Origin of the sequence: Brenneria alni, from assembly GCF_003666245.1 — a bacterium.
GTDB lineage: Bacteria > Pseudomonadota > Gammaproteobacteria > Enterobacterales > Enterobacteriaceae > Brenneria > Brenneria alni.
The window spans coordinates 29,834-44,326 of record NZ_MJLZ01000037.1 but is presented as its reverse complement, the minus strand read 5'-3'; the positions used below and the strand labels follow the sequence as shown (position 1 = coordinate 44,326).

The window sequence follows — 14,493 nt, the reverse complement described above, 5'->3', positions numbered from 1 at the left end:
TGCTAGGATGCAGCTATCATGTGTCGTGAATTTGATTAGACGTATAAGAGAAGTATGATGTATCTATAGCATAACATGGGAGTATAAGAAATTGTTTTTTTTTTTTTTTCAAAGAAGAAGACGGCAAACGGGATCGGGCTTAGTCTTGTGGGTTGGGATTTGTGTATGTTTGGGAGGTTCTGCCGGAGTGACCTTTTAAATTCCTGATACGCTGGTAATGACGGGGCCCGCCACAAATACCAGGATGCAATGGTGCGGTAAGGCTGGCAGGAGCGGCTCAACTCAAGCAGGGTATGACGGGTTGGTGTTTCCCGCAGCCCGTAAACATAGCGCAGCCCTTGTTTAATACCCAGATCGTCCAGCGGCATAATGTCAGTGCGCTCGAGGGAGTAAATCAGAAACATTTCTACCGTCCAGCGTCCAATGCCTTTTAACGAACAAAGTTGTTCGATAAGGGTTTCATCGTCCATTGCGGCTGCTTGTTGGAGGGTGGGAACCAACCCATTGAGTGCGCCTTGCGCAATAGCGCGCAGCGTTTCGGCCTTACGGGCGGAAAAGCCGCACTGTCTTAGCGTTTCGCTGGAACAGGCGGCCACTTGCTCCGCGCTGGGAAAATTTTGCCCTGTCTCGTCATGAACACGCAACAGTTTCGCCACCATAGCATCACCGGCTCTGGTGGTCAGTTGTTGGTAAGCCACTGCGCGAATTAATGCCTCATAGGGTTCTCTGTGAGGTGTGGTTTGATGACGGCAGTCGCCAATGTGTGATATCAGATTTGCCCATCGGTCATTAATGGCGCTGAGGTGTTCTCTGGCCTGACGGTGAAAGTGATTGGATGGCATAAACGTTTTTCCATCGATTGGAGTGATAAAATCAAGCGTCAGGAACCTGAGCATAGGTGATTGTATGGTGATCTTGTAGCAGTGGGCAGGATCTGGAATTAAAAAGCAAGAGTTGGGCGTGTTCGTGATGGGCATTCATCTTATGGTCTGAGATAAGGTTTACGGAACCTAATTATGTGGGAGGCGAAGGAGCAATGAAACCTATCGATAAAAGCCATCAGGATGACGATCCACGCTGGCAGGCGGTGCTCATGCGTAATAAAGCGGCGGACGGCAGCTTTATTTATGCGGTAAAAACGACCGGGGTGTATTGTGCGCCGTCCTGCGCTTCACGCCAGCCCAGGCGTGAGAATGTGGTGTTCTTTGCCACGGCTGACGAGGCGCAGGCGGCGGGGTTTCGCCCTTGCAAACGCTGCCGCCAGGGCAGGATATCGCGGGAAGCGCAGCAGACGGAACAAATAGCCCAGGCCTGCCGGATGATAGAACAGGCAGATAAGGCGCCTGTGCTGAATGCGCTGGCGAAAGCGGTGGGATTAAGCCCCTTTTATTTTCACCGTTTGTTTAAAGCGATAACCGGCGTTACGCCAAAGCATTACGCCAAAGCCCACCGTCAGCAGCAGGTTCGTCAACAACTGACGAAAAATAACACCGTTACCGGCGTGATGGTGGATGCGGGCTATAGTGGTAATGGGCGCTTCTATGCCGAGTCCAATGCGCAACTGGGGATGACGCCGAAAACGTTTCAACACCACGGGCGAGGAATGACGATCTATTTTGCCATTGGCGTCTGTTCAGTAGGGGACATCCTGGTGGCCGAAAGCGAACGGGGGATTTGTGCCATCCTGTTAGGGGACGATCCTCAGCAACTGGTCAATGACTTGCAGGATATGTTTGCCAACGCGCTGCTGGTGGGCGGGGATACGGCATTTGAACAGCGCATGGCGCAGGTTGTGGGCTTTGTTGATGCGCCTGCAATCGGGCTGGACTTGCCGCTTGATATTCGCGGGACGGCCTTCCAGCAGCGGGTGTGGCAGGTGCTGCGGGATATTCCTGCCGGGGAAACCGCCAGCTATAGCGACATTGCCGCCAGGATTGGTTCACCCGCCGCAGTGCGGGCGGTGGCGGGGGCCTGTGCAGCGAACCGTCTGGCGGTGGCCATCCCCTGCCATCGGGTGGTTCGTACCGATGGTTCATTATCGGGCTATCGCTGGGGTGTGGAGCGCAAGAGAGCGTTATTGACAAAAGAAGCGGAGGAGTCTGCGCGTCATGAATCTTGATTTATTCGGGCAGGACGAACCGCGGCGCTGGACGGAACAACTGGCGGCTGGCGCGGTTATCCTGCGGGGGTTTGCTTATGAGCAGGCGCCGGCATTAGTGTCAGCGATTAATGCCGTGACTGCGCGAGCGCCATTCCGCCACATGGTGACGCCGGGCGGCTATACCATGTCGGTGGCCATGAGCAACTGTGGGGCGCTTGGTTGGGTAACTGATGAGACGGGTTATCGCTATTCCCCCGTTGATCCGCTCAGTGGGCAACGGTGGCCGGATATGCCGGATGTGTTTGCTCAATTGGCGAAAAGTGCCGCCAGTGAAGCCGGTTTTGTTGATTTTGAACCCGACGCCTGCCTGATTAATCGCTACCAGATTGGCGCCCGATTATCGCTGCATCAGGATAAAGATGAGCATGACTACCGCCAGCCAATCGTCTCTTTCTCTCTGGGGCTAAGTGCGGTGTTCTTATTTGGCGGCATGGCGCGTAACGATCGGGCGCAGCGGTTGCCGCTGGTGCATGGTGATGTGGTGGTCTGGGGTGGTGAGTCTCGACTGCGTTATCATGGCATTCTGCCATTGAAGGGTGGGCCAGTGCCGGCATACTTGCCGGGGGAATATCGTTTTAATCTGACGTTTCGTAAAGCCGGGGATTGACCAATGGTATGCCTGCCAACGATCTTCGCGTTCTCTTTTATCTCCCATGAATAAAATGATGACCGTCATCTTCATTAAGATGCTTGAATATCAGGCAGCAAATCGGTAATCCAATGCCAAGTAAGAAAAATAACAGGCTAAAGCTATTTAAATTAAAGATAACTTCAAATTGGGACAGAAAGCGTAATACCGGAAAGGTGAGCGCCATACTTATCATTACCGAGATTAATTGCGTTATGGTCAAAACATTATTGCCGCTATTATAAGTGGAGTTGCTCAGGTTACTGAATGCCAGGGTGTTTTCTGCGGAATGCAGTGTTGAGATTAATATGCCCAGAATGGTGGCGATAATGCCAATCTGCATCATCGATTTTTCCTGCGCGGCGAAACTCATGGCCAGAATACATATAGACGTAAACCCTGTCGTCGTCATTAACAGTCTACGGTAACCCGTCCGCTTAATCATCGGTTCGAAAAGCACTTTTGACAGCAACGCGCCGGTAGAAAAAAGCAGCAGAATCATGCTGGTTTCCACGGGCTTGCAGTCTAGTTTTGTTTGTAACATTAACGATAGCACCACGGGGGTGGACGACAGTAACACCCGTGTCGAAATTCCGCCAAAGATGCCAATAGAGAACGTTTTTATCTCAAATAGCGAAGCAGGAAATAACCTCTCTCTTTTGGTCATGTCCCGTTTGAAATAAAGAAAAGCCAAACCGGTTCCAGACAAACAAAGTAATAGGGAGACGGGAATGGGAATAATATTTTTTGGCATCGCGGTGAGCGTGAACGCGGTCAGAAACAGCATTAATACCAGTAACACCAGCCCGTAAGGGTCGGCCTGGCGCTCCACGCTGACTGATTCGTTGGGGATATGTTTTTTCGCTAAAAAAAGACAGATAAAAGAGAGCGGGATATTGGCGATAAAGATAACCCGCCATGAAAAAATATTAACCAGAAAGCTGCCTAATACAGGCCCGATCATCGTACCCAATAAACCGAGTAAGGTAATCCGGTTAAGGAATATCAGTTTCATGGCCTGCGGTGTTGTTCTTAATATGACGGTTCTGATGATAGGCAACATCAGTGCGCCGCCGATTCCCTGAATAAAACGAAAGGCGCTCAAGCTAATAATAGAGTTGGCTGTTACGCACGACAGCGAACCCAGCATAAATATGCCGATCGCCAGCAGATAGGTTTTCTTTTCACCTAAACGTTCAGCCAGCCAGCCGTTGACGGGGGTAAAGGCCACCACGGTGATGACGTAGGAAATGACGATCATTTCCATACGCAACACCGGTTGATGCAGTGAATCAGCAATGGCGGGAATGGCGATATACAGCATGGTGGTATCCAGGGATTGCATGAAAAAGGTGATGGATGCGATCCAGAATAAGACCCATGACGTATTCATCGGCTCAGGCCACCGTCATTTGTCCGGCATAGAGCACGAACAGTCGTAATAAGAAAACGCCTGACAGGCTTAACGCCGCCATCGCCGCGAGATTACCTCTGCCTGGTTGCTGGTTTTTGCGTATAACGCTGGCGATTAACGGTACGGCAATCCCCAGCCCGATGATACCGATCCAGAATACGCCGCCCCAGAAACCGGTGAGCGCGGTATGCGCCGCCACCGTTTTTTGCCCGCCGCCCAGAAAAAGGCCGACAAAGAGGGCGAACAGCAGAAACACTTCGGCATAGATAACCGGGTTCTCTATTTTATGAATAAAGTGCATGGTTGCGGTATTGCCAGCGCTATTACGGCTTATGGCGTTGGCCAGCATCGCCACCGCAATACCGGAGGTGGTGCCGGAGGCCAGGAACAATACAGGTAATACCGGGTTGTTTAATAGCGGGAACGACTTCAGCGCGGACAGCAGAAAACCGGTATAGCACCCGAGCAGCACGGCCAACACCAGCAGTACTTTTTCAATCAGACCGGCTTGATTGGCAATAAATCCGGTGATCTTTTGTGTAAGCCTGGTCAACGCCGGGCGATGGATTTTAGTATCTATCAGATGGAGTAAGCCCTCACGGTAGAGGTTGATAATCCATAAAGCGATCACCACAAAGTAGACCTGAAATAACATCACGCCCAGCGACATGATGGAGGTCGGGCTATAGAAAACCATCAGATACCAGAATGTCATTGGGCGGGTCAGGTGAAAAATCAGAATCATCAGCCCGATAATGACGGCCAGCGGAGCAATAATGGCGGTTGATTTTATAATATTATTGCTGCCGTTATATTCGGTGGGCACATAAAACTTAATCAAAATGGACAGTGAAACCATCCCCGCGGAAATCCCTACCAGCAACAGATAAATGGCGATAGGCCAGTCCCATACCAGGGTGTCAAAATGGAAGGCACTAAGCATTGTCTATTTCTCCCCGTCTGCCCGGTACGCGATAAAGTTGTGGTTCGGTGCCAAGATAAACTTTTGACCGATAGGTAGCGTTGCTCTTAATCATTTTGGAAATATCGCTTTCGGGATCATTCAGATCGCCAAATACCAGCGCTTTCGTCGGGCATATTTCAACGCAGGCGGGTTGTTTGCCCGCCGCCAGATTGGTCTCCCGGCAAAAGTTACATTTATCCGCTGTCTTGCTGACAGGATTAATGAAACGCACATGATAAGGACAGGCGGCGATGCAGTATCGGCAACCGACACAGCGTTTATCATTGACGTCGACAATGCCGGTTAATGCGTCTTTAAATGATGCGCCGGTAGGGCAGACGGATACGCAAGGCGGATTCTCGCAATGCTGGCACGATTTGCGGAAATATTGTTTGAATGCCCGGCTCTTCCCTTCTGCGGGCATGTCGACGGTTTTCAGTATCTCCAGCCGGGTTACGCCATCCGGTACGTTGTTGGTGGTTTTACAGGCTCCAATGCAGGCATTGCAACCAATGCAGCGTTGCTCATTGTGCAGCAGGCCATATTTAACGGAGGTTGATTTAGCGGTTTTCGTGGGTTGATCCGTAGTTTGCGCAAGCGCGAGGCTGGAATTCCCGGTTACAACAACAGTGCTTCCCAGGTAAGCGATAAAACGACGACGAGAGAATTCTTCCATAACATACCTTCACATTGAAACGACAGTCAGGCAGAAAAGTAGTAGCGATATCCACAAAAACCAACTCGGGAAAATGGCGCCAATCTGGCATCAGAGGTGGTTTTATGGCTTAACATATTCGGGAACAGGCGGCTAACTTACCCATAATCCATATTTTTGTTATTCGTTTTTATTTGACCATAGGGACAAAGGGATGATTGTGCTCTCAGTCACATTTACTTCTTTGTATATTTATAGGAAACCGCTCTTAATCTACTATAACTGTTTTTTATTTAGATAACGCGTTCAAATATTGCAAGTCGATAGGGTATGAATAATCTGCCACATAATAAGATTGATGGTTTGCAAAAAATTTTCCTTTTCAGTAATTTTTTATTTAAATATTGTTAATTTAGTGGCGATTAAAATAGTGATTTTGTGATCGGTGTTTGTTTCTTAAAAATATCCTCTGATTTATATCGAGTTAATGCTTTTGGGTAAACGCCAGGTTTCATTATTTCAGGGGGTAATGCCAATAATGGCGTGATCTAAACAGTGCCTCAGTTAATAATAAATGGATGTTGCCGGCACCGTTTTGAAATGAAAACCTTCCTCTCTATTGTCTCTCCGACTCATCCTCAGTGCCGTGTAAGCCTGACCTGAAGACGCGCCATTACTGCCGCCGGATCGTGAATGCGTAAATGTGAAGTAATTCAAATTACCCGTATTGATATACTTGTATGGTAGTTGACATGAAAGGCATGAGCACCATGAGTAGAGAAGGATATGTAAAGTGAAAATTGTCAGCGCAGAAGTGTTTGTTACCTGCCCAGGGCGTAACTTCGTCACCCTGAAAATTACCACAGACAACGGTGTGACCGGTATTGGTGATGCGACACTCAATGGTCGTGAACTGTCGGTCGCCTCTTACCTACAGGATCATATTTGCCCGCAGTTGATTGGGCGTGATGCGCAACAGATTGAAGATATCTGGCAGTATTTTTATAAAGGCGCTTATTGGCGTCGTGGCCCGGTGACCATGTCGGCCATTTCGGCGGTGGACATGGCGCTGTGGGATATTAAAGGCAAAGTGGCCAATATGCCGCTTTATCAGTTACTGGGGGGCGCATCGCGCACTGGCGTGATGGTTTATTGCCATACCACCGGCCATACCATCGATGAAGTGCTGGATGACTACGCCAAACATCGGGATATGGGATTCAAAGCCATTCGGGTGCAGTGCGGTGTCCCCGGTATGAAAACCACCTACGGAATGGCAAAAGGCAAAGGCCTGGCTTATGAGCCGGCAACCAAGGGTAACTGGCCTGAAGAGCAATTGTGGTCAACAGAAAAATATCTCGATTTCACCCCAACGCTGTTTGACGCGGTACGTGAGAAATTTGGTTTCTCGGAACATTTGCTGCATGACATGCATCACCGGCTGACACCGATAGAGGCAGCCCGCTTCGGTAAAAGCATTGAAGATTACCGCTTGTTCTGGATGGAAGATCCAACCCCCGCTGAAAATCAGGAATGTTTCCGTTTAATCCGCCAGCATACGGTTACCCCGATTGCGGTCGGAGAAGTGTTTAACAGCATTTGGGATTGCAAACAACTGATCGAAGAACAGTTAATCGATTATATCCGCACCACGATTACCCATACCGGCGGTATTACCGGTATGCGGCGGATTGCTGACTTTGCTTCTTTATATCAGGTCCGTACCGGCTCTCATGGCCCTTCTGATTTGTCGCCTATCTGTATGGCTGCCGCACTGCATTTCGATCTCTGGGTGCCCAATTTTGGCGTACAGGAATACATGGGCTATTCCGAACAAATGCTGGAGGTGTTCCCCCATAGCTGGGTGTTTGATAAGGGTTATATGCACCCCGGCGATAAGCCAGGGCTGGGTATCGAATTTGATGAAAAACTGGCCGCCAAATATCCCTATGAACCCGCCTATTTACCGGTGGCGCGTCTGGAAGATGGCACGTTGTGGAATTGGTGACAGAGGTGAAAAATATGAAAAGCGTTGTGGTGAAACAGCCGGACGATTTAGTGATTGAAGAACGAGAGGTTCCTCAGCCAGCGAAAGGCGATGTCAGAGTCAGGGTGAAATTAGCCGGAATTTGTGGTTCAGATAGCCATATCTATCGTGGTCACAATCCTTTTGCCAAATATCCGAGAGTGATTGGCCACGAGTTCTTTGGCGTCATCGACGCGGTCGGTGAAGGTATTGATACATCACGTATCGGTGAAAGGGTTTCGGTTGATCCGGTGGTGAGTTGCGGACACTGTTACCCTTGTTCTGTCGGCAAACCAAACGTGTGTACGTCTTTGGTGGTATTAGGCGTGCATCGTGATGGCGGATTTAGCGAGTATGCCGCCGTACCGGCAAAAAACGCCTATCCAATCCCGGATGCGATCCCTGATGAATTTGCGGTGATGGTGGAGCCTTATACCATCTCCGCGAATGTGACGGCGCAAATTAAACCAACCGAACAAGATATTGCCTTGATTTACGGCGCCGGGCCGATGGGATTGACATCCGTTCAGGTTTTAAAAGGGGTTTATCAGGTTAAAAACGTTATTGTTGTTGATCGCATCCCCGAGCGTTTAACTATGGCGCAGCGCTGTGGTGCGGATAACGTGATTAATAACGCCTCATTATCATTAAAGGATGAATTGGACAAACTGGATATTAGGCCAACGCTGATTATTGACGCGGCTTGTCATCCGTCGATTTTACAAGAAGCGATAACCATTGCCTCGCCAGCGGCCCGCATCGCTATTATGGGATTTTCCAGCGAGCCTTGCCAGATAACTCAACAAGGTGTTACCAGTAAAGAGCTTTCTATTTTCTCTTCAAGACTCAATGCGAATAAATTTCCGATAGTCATTGAATGGTTGCAAAACAAAAAGATCGACCCGTTAAAGCTAATTACGCATCAATTCGATTACGCACAGGTAGTTAATGCAATTGAGGTGTTCGAAAAAGACCAGAAAAGCTGTTGTAAGGTGTTGTTGAAATTTAATCAGTGAGTTCTTTAATAACCCGTTTTGCCAGATATCGATACCGATAATTAAAAAAGAGGAGGAATAACCAGGCGATACAACACCAAGGGTTTTTTATAACAATTATTTTCCTCTGTATAGCCCTGAGTCTTATTTCATAACGTTCAGGGTAAGGTGTAGCACAATTTAACTCTATTGACGGCAGTGCTATACATATAACTACAATCGTAGAGAGTATAAATATGAACACGAAACAAATAGAGACCAGACAGAATAAGCCTGAACGGAGTACTACTGATTTAGTCAAAGCGGCAGTATCCGGCTGGTTGGGAACTGCTTTGGAATTTATGGATTTTCAGTTGTACTCGCTAGGCGCAGCATTAGTTTTTCATGAAATATTTTTCCCTGAGCAATCAGCGGCGATGGCATTAATTCTGGCAATGGGAACCTACGGTGCGGGGTATGTTGCACGTATTGTCGGTGCTTTTATTTTCGGAAGAATGGGCGATACCATAGGAAGAAAGAAAGTTCTGTTTATTACCATCACGATGATGGGGATCTGTACGACGCTCATCGGCATTTTACCAACCTATGCTCAGATTGGCATTTTCGCCCCCATTTTGCTGGTGACATTGCGTATCGTGCAGGGATTAGGCGCAGGGGCTGAAATATCCGGTGCGGGCACTATGCTGGCGGAATACTCTCCGAAAGGTAAGCGCGGGATTATTTCTTCTTTAGTTGCTATGGGAACGAACTGTGGCACGCTCAGTGCTACGGCGATATGGGCGATTATGTTTTTCTTCCTGGATAGAGAACAACTATTAGCATGGGGCTGGCGTATACCGTTCTTATGCAGTGTTGTGGTGATGTTTTTTGCCATATGGTTAAGGATGAATCTTAAAGAAAGCCCGGTATTTGAAAAAGTTAATGAAACCCCTGATGGCGTTTCGGTTGCTGAAACGACGGTTGTCGAAAGTAAATCCATTCTGGAAATGTTTAAAAGTAAATCTTTCTGGCTGGCGACGGGGTTGCGTTTTGGTCAGGCGGGTAATTCAGGTCTGATTCAAACGTTTCTGGCCGGTTACTTAGTTCAAACGCTTTTATTTGAGAAATATATTCCGACAGATGCCCTAATGATCAGCTCTGCCATCGGGTTTATTACTATACCGTTATTGGGCTGGCTTTCTGATAAAATTGGCCGCCGAGCACCCTATATTCTTCTTAATATCTCTGCGATCTTTTTGGCTTACCCAATGCTATCATTTATCGTGGATAAAAGTTCCGAAGTTAACACTATTATCATCTGCATTATTGTTATCCATAACTTTGCTGTATTGGGGTTGTTTGCTCTCGAAAATATTACGATGGCAGAAATCTTTGGGGCGCGAAATCGTTTCTCGCAAATGGCTATTTCCAAAGAAACAGGCGGTTTGGTTGCCGTTGGGTTTGGCCCGGTGTTGGCCGGGATCTTTTGTAATATAACCGGTTCCTGGTGGCCGATTGCGGTTATGTTAATTATCTATTCCCTGATAGGGCTATTCTCGGCTATCTGTATGCCGGAAGTGAAAGATCGCGATCTCGGTGATCTGGAGGATGCCGTATAAAAGACAATAAATAAAATATGGTTATGGCGATACCAACCGTTGGCTGTTATTTCATTATGCCGGAATAAATATTGCCATTAATTTCTAAGTCAGATAACAAACATGCAGGGCGTAATAAATCCTTTTCGCTTACTGAATTTCAAATGAGACTCATTCGATGAATCTTTCACAAAGCAATCTTCAGAACGTATCGCAGGGAACGATTGTCCCTGCCTATGATCGCAGTTTACTGAAAACCCGCATAGTACACTTGGGGTTCGGTGCCTTCCATCGTGCTCATCAGGCGGTTTACGCCGATCAACTGGCCACAGAGCACGGCAGTGATTGGGGATATGGCGAAGTTAACCTGATTGGCGGTGAGCTGCAAATTGCCGATCTGAAACAACAGGACTTACTCTATTCCGTCTGTGAAATGAGCGCCAGTCACTGGGCAAGCCGTATTGTCGGTGTTGTTCGTCAGGCTCTCCACGGTGAAGCCGAGGGTATTGATCACGTAATGGCCTTGATGACACAGCCGGATATTGCCATTGTTTCACTGACGGTGACGGAAAAAGGCTATTGCTACTTACCGTCAACAGCCTCCATTGATGTTAATCACCCGTTGATTAAGCGCGATCTGGCTCACCCACGGCAACCTCATTCTGCGCCCGGCGTGATTATTGAAGCGCTGCGGTTACGTCGGGAAAAATCCCTGATGCCGTTCTCCGTGATGTCCTGTGACAATATGCCGAATAATGGCAATGTCACCCGGAATGTCGTTCTCGCGTTGGCTAACGCGCAGGATGCGGCTCTGGCGAAGTGGATAGAAAATAATGTCAGTTTCCCTTCCACCATGGTCGATCGGATTGTTCCGGCCATCACGCCGGATACGTTGGCGAAGATCGCGCAGGTTATCGGTGGTATTCAAGATCCGGTGGGTATTGCCTGTGAGCCTTTCAGACAATGGGTTATTGAGGATAATTTTGTTGCCGGACGTCCCGCATGGGAGAAAGTCGGCGCTGAACTGGTGACGGATGTCCTGCCTTATGAAGAAATGAAGCTGAGAATGCTGAATGGCAGCCACTCTTTTCTGGCTTACCTCGGCTATCTGGCGGGCTATCAGTACATTGATGAGTGTATGCAGGATCAGGACTATGTACAGGCTGCACGTCAGCTTATGTTGGATGAGCAGGCAACCACGCTGCATGTCGAAAATGTCGATCTGGTTGCCTATGCCGAGTCGCTGCTCCAGCGCTACCGGAATACCGGCCTGAAACACCGTACCTGGCAAATTGCAATGGACGGAACGCTGAAACTGCCGCAGCGTATGCTGGATTCTATTCGTGTCCATCTGGCTAAGGGCGAGTCTTTTGACTTACTGGCGCTTGGCGTTGCGGGATGGATGCGTTACGTCGGCGGCGTGGACGATAGGGGGCAACCCATCGAAATCAGCGATCCATTGCAGGAAAAGCTGGCGCAACGGGTTGCACAAAGCGCAGACGGCCAGGACAGAGTCATGGCGTTGTTAAGCCTGCGTGACGTATTCGGTAATGATCTGCCTGATAATCCGGTGCGGCATCAGGCAGAATCAGCAGGCATCCTCTTTCTGAAGTGCTAAATTAAGTTTTACGATCGAATCAATGACCCGTAACATCCATATGTTATGTACAACAATCACTAAAACACACCGGATTATCAGTGTGATATGTAAAACGTGGCGTCGAAAACAGCATGCTTCCGGCAGAGTTAGCGTACTGAGACACCGGCTTTAGCCAGCAGGTCAGCAAAGCCTGCAATCTGCGTCAAAAAACGGCGATATCGAATCAATATCGCCAGTTTAGATTTAAAGCGGGTTGATTAGAACGCGTTCAGTCATGTTTACCGAAATATGACCAGGTGGAGGCAGACGCTCGCCATTCTTTGCAGCGATCGCCTGAAATCTAAGCAGTTCAACAGAGGCCACTTTAAGCGCATCATCATATGTAGAAGCTGTAACAGATAAATCATCAAAATCAGAGAATGTCATCGTCACCTGACCATTACTATTAGTCTCAATATCTGCTGGATAAGGGATAAATATCGAAGCCAGTTTCTGGGCTTGTTTTTTACTGGCATCAAGCTTACTCACAAGATGCGCCGCGCTAAGATGAGTATATCTTTTAAGCATATTCATCGACTTATGTCCTGATATCGCGGCTATCTCCATGACGTTTAAAGTCCCCAACTCGAATAACCGGCTAATCGCTTCATGCCTCAGGTCATGAAAATGAAGATCTTCTATCGCCATAACCTGTAATGCAGTACGCCAGGCACTTTTGAAGCCGCTTGAAGAGTAAGTAAATACCCTGCCCGTTCCATGACATCCTGCGACATAGCTATCTTTCAGCACCTGCCTAGCCTTTGAAGATAAAGGCACATCACGTGCCGAGCCATTTTTAGTGAGTGGCAAATGTGCGATCCCAAGACGAAGATCAATATGCTCCCAGCGTAATGACAATATTTCACCCTGCCGCATTGCCGTCTCGATGGCCAACCGAAAAATGGCCAATACCTCTGGGTTTTTATCTTTAAAATAACGGGTAATACGTCGCTCCTCCTGAGATGTGAGCCTTCGCGTTCGGCCAGAAGAAACGGTGGGTTTTCTTACGTGTTCTACGGGATTACCCGTGCATGTCCCCCACTCAACTTTTGCCAGGTTGTACAGCGCGGACAGTAATGCCATTTCGAGACGGACCGTATTAGCACTGATAGGTTTTTTTGTACGTGGATTAACCTGAGAGAGTCTGCTATCCCGATATTCGGCGATATCAACTGATGATATTTCATCCATATTCCGCTCAACCAGTAGTGAGCGTTTAATGACATTTATCCGGTAAAACTCCTGCAATTGTCCTCGCTTATGTCGAGATACCGTTGAAAAATACTTATCCAGCGCCTTACCTAACAGCATCTTTTTGATACGTTTTTTCACTATTATTGTCTTCCCTATTGGTCAAAGGGAAAGACAATACAACAAATTAGAGGGCGCATTCAGGCCCCTGTTCGCATGAGCCGACCAATCCGGCGTGAAGCGGTTCAGTGGCCACCGCAGATCAAAGGCTGAGAACCAAAGAAACACCTTGCGCATAATCATTGTATAAATAACCTATACCAATACGCATTTTATTTCCTTTAAAGAAAGGATCGGTGGGCACCTCGATCGCCATTTGTGTTTCATTGACAAATCCAAATCCGAGATCGCGGTAGTTTGAACCAAAAAATCCGCCAAACTTATTCGATACCACAAAGTTGATACGCCTGTTGAACGCATGAAACACATCAGTAAAGGTATAGTCTGTTTTGATAGAATAACTGCCTGAATTATCGGAAATTTTAAGATCGTTGTTATTGTTATTAAAACTTGACACATGAGTGAATGAGAGATTGGTATATACGTCAAACACATCGCCTGAATTGAATATCTTTTTATATTCAATGCCAATAGATGGGGAAATAATATACGCATCGATTTCCCAATCTAATAATTTTTCATCTCTTAACGCATTTTCTATCACGCTGTCGCCTGAATACGGCGAATCATTAATTAACCGGGAATATCCGATACCAAGCTTGCCAACCAAATTGAACCGTTCTTGAATCCGGTATTTAAATGATGGCCCGGTAACAATGGAAAGCGCATGCCAACGAGGTGTAAACCGGCTGTCATCAATAGGGATAGCATCACCTTTCACCTCCAAAAAACCGGCTTTTATAAACCATGCCGCAGAACTATCCCCACCGAGTGGATAATAGTCGGTAGCGTACGGGATCACGATTTTCGAATAGTTAAATCCATCATCCGCACGTAATTTAGACGTACTTACGTCATCAACGGTCGATAGATCGAGAAGCTTGGCATAAGAACTTTTCAGGTCACTATCGTCATCATTATTATCATCGTCAGCAACGGCAGAAGCGGACAATGAAAAAAACAAACTGAAAATTAACACTTTTTTCGTTCTGTTTCGTCCAAAAACGTCCATAGTCATAAGCCATTACGTCTTCATAATACTTAAGCATGGCTTAATTATATA

At 47.6% G+C, this 14,493-nt stretch carries 11 protein-coding genes and 1 pseudogene; 6 read left to right on the top strand and 6 right to left on the bottom strand.

The genetic code is table 11. From position 1 onward, the window contains the following. Positions 1 to 182: 182 nt before the first annotated feature. Positions 183 to 842, bottom strand: a pseudogene (locus tag BIY29_RS15175) (DNA-3-methyladenine glycosylase family protein); the annotation flags it as partial. A 194-nt stretch (positions 843 to 1,036) separates the two neighbouring features. Between BIY29_RS15175 and ada the strand changes: the two are divergent. Then, a complete protein-coding gene (gene ada / locus BIY29_RS15170; protein WP_121575927.1) occupies positions 1,037 to 2,119 on the top strand; it encodes a bifunctional DNA-binding transcriptional regulator/O6-methylguanine-DNA methyltransferase Ada in 1,083 nt (360 codons plus the stop codon). Further along, a complete protein-coding gene (gene alkB / locus BIY29_RS15165; protein ID WP_121575926.1) occupies positions 2,109 to 2,768 on the top strand; it encodes a DNA oxidative demethylase AlkB in 660 nt (219 codons plus the stop codon). The genes ada and alkB overlap by 11 nt, the downstream gene beginning before the upstream one ends. 37 nt (positions 2,769 to 2,805) lie before the next feature. Here the strand turns inward: alkB and BIY29_RS15160 are convergent, their stop codons facing one another. From BIY29_RS15160 to BIY29_RS15150, 3 genes are read right to left on the bottom strand one after another with little or no spacing between them, the layout of a single operon-like run. Continuing rightward, positions 2,806 to 4,182, bottom strand: coding sequence for an MFS transporter (locus BIY29_RS15160; RefSeq protein ID WP_121575925.1), 1,377 nt, complete (start codon positions 4,180 to 4,182; stop codon positions 2,806 to 2,808). A 4-nt stretch (positions 4,183 to 4,186) separates the two neighbouring features. Continuing rightward, on the bottom strand, positions 4,187 to 5,146 hold the full coding sequence (nrfD, locus tag BIY29_RS15155) for a cytochrome c nitrite reductase subunit NrfD (protein WP_121575924.1): 960 nt from the start codon (positions 5,144 to 5,146) through the stop codon (positions 4,187 to 4,189). After that, positions 5,139 to 5,843, bottom strand: a complete 705-nt coding sequence (locus BIY29_RS15150) for a 4Fe-4S dicluster domain-containing protein (protein ID WP_121575923.1) — start codon at positions 5,841 to 5,843, stop codon at positions 5,139 to 5,141. The genes nrfD and BIY29_RS15150 overlap by 8 nt, the downstream gene beginning before the upstream one ends. A gap of 772 nt (positions 5,844 to 6,615) precedes the next feature. Between BIY29_RS15150 and manD the strand changes: the two genes are divergently transcribed. The 4 genes from manD (at position 6,616) to BIY29_RS15130 (ending at position 12,038) form a co-directional block, all read left to right on the top strand. Continuing rightward, complete coding sequence (gene manD / locus BIY29_RS15145; RefSeq protein WP_121575922.1) at positions 6,616 to 7,830, top strand: D-mannonate dehydratase ManD; 1,215 nt, start codon at positions 6,616 to 6,618, stop codon at positions 7,828 to 7,830. A gap of 14 nt (positions 7,831 to 7,844) precedes the next feature. Next, the gene (locus BIY29_RS15140) at positions 7,845 to 8,864 is read left to right on the top strand and encodes a Zn-dependent oxidoreductase (RefSeq protein WP_121575930.1); all 1,020 of its coding nucleotides are present in this window, start codon (positions 7,845 to 7,847) and stop codon (positions 8,862 to 8,864) included. A 215-nt stretch (positions 8,865 to 9,079) separates the two neighbouring features. Then, positions 9,080 to 10,441 carry an MFS transporter gene (locus BIY29_RS15135; protein ID WP_121575921.1) on the top strand — a complete coding sequence of 454 codons (1,362 nt, stop codon included), beginning with the start codon at positions 9,080 to 9,082 and terminating at the stop codon, positions 10,439 to 10,441. A 157-nt stretch (positions 10,442 to 10,598) separates the two neighbouring features. Next, positions 10,599 to 12,038: a mannitol dehydrogenase family protein gene (locus BIY29_RS15130; RefSeq protein WP_121575920.1), complete on the top strand. Its 1,440-nt coding sequence runs from the start codon at positions 10,599 to 10,601 to the stop codon at positions 12,036 to 12,038. A 225-nt stretch (positions 12,039 to 12,263) separates the two neighbouring features. Here the strand turns inward: BIY29_RS15130 and BIY29_RS15125 are convergent, their stop codons facing one another. Next, entirely contained in the window at positions 12,264 to 13,391 is a 1,128-nt protein-coding gene (locus BIY29_RS15125; RefSeq protein WP_121575919.1) for a site-specific integrase, read from the bottom strand. A gap of 121 nt (positions 13,392 to 13,512) precedes the next feature. Beyond that, positions 13,513 to 14,448: a hypothetical protein gene (locus BIY29_RS15120; RefSeq protein WP_147437164.1), complete on the bottom strand. Its 936-nt coding sequence runs from the start codon at positions 14,446 to 14,448 to the stop codon at positions 13,513 to 13,515. Positions 14,449 to 14,493 lie beyond the last annotated feature (45 nt).

Bases quoted from the DNA above. Each gene is read 5' to 3' on its own strand.
- nrfD (WP_121575924.1), bottom strand. From the start codon at position 5,146: ATGCTTAGTGCCTTCCATTTTGACACCCTGGTATGGGACTGGCCTATC.
- BIY29_RS15160 (WP_121575925.1), bottom strand. From the start codon at position 4,182: ATGAATACGTCATGGGTCTTATTCTGGATCGCATCCATCACCTTTTTC.
- BIY29_RS15150 (WP_121575923.1), bottom strand. From the start codon at position 5,843: ATGGAAGAATTCTCTCGTCGTCGTTTTATCGCTTACCTGGGAAGCACT.
- BIY29_RS15130 (WP_121575920.1), top strand. From the start codon at position 10,599: ATGAATCTTTCACAAAGCAATCTTCAGAACGTATCGCAGGGAACGATT.
- BIY29_RS15120 (WP_147437164.1), bottom strand. From the start codon at position 14,448: ATGACTATGGACGTTTTTGGACGAAACAGAACGAAAAAAGTGTTAATT.
- BIY29_RS15140 (WP_121575930.1), top strand. From the start codon at position 7,845: ATGAAAAGCGTTGTGGTGAAACAGCCGGACGATTTAGTGATTGAAGAA.
- ada (WP_121575927.1), top strand. From the start codon at position 1,037: ATGAAACCTATCGATAAAAGCCATCAGGATGACGATCCACGCTGGCAG.
- BIY29_RS15135 (WP_121575921.1), top strand. From the start codon at position 9,080: ATGAACACGAAACAAATAGAGACCAGACAGAATAAGCCTGAACGGAGT.
- alkB (WP_121575926.1), top strand. From the start codon at position 2,109: ATGAATCTTGATTTATTCGGGCAGGACGAACCGCGGCGCTGGACGGAA.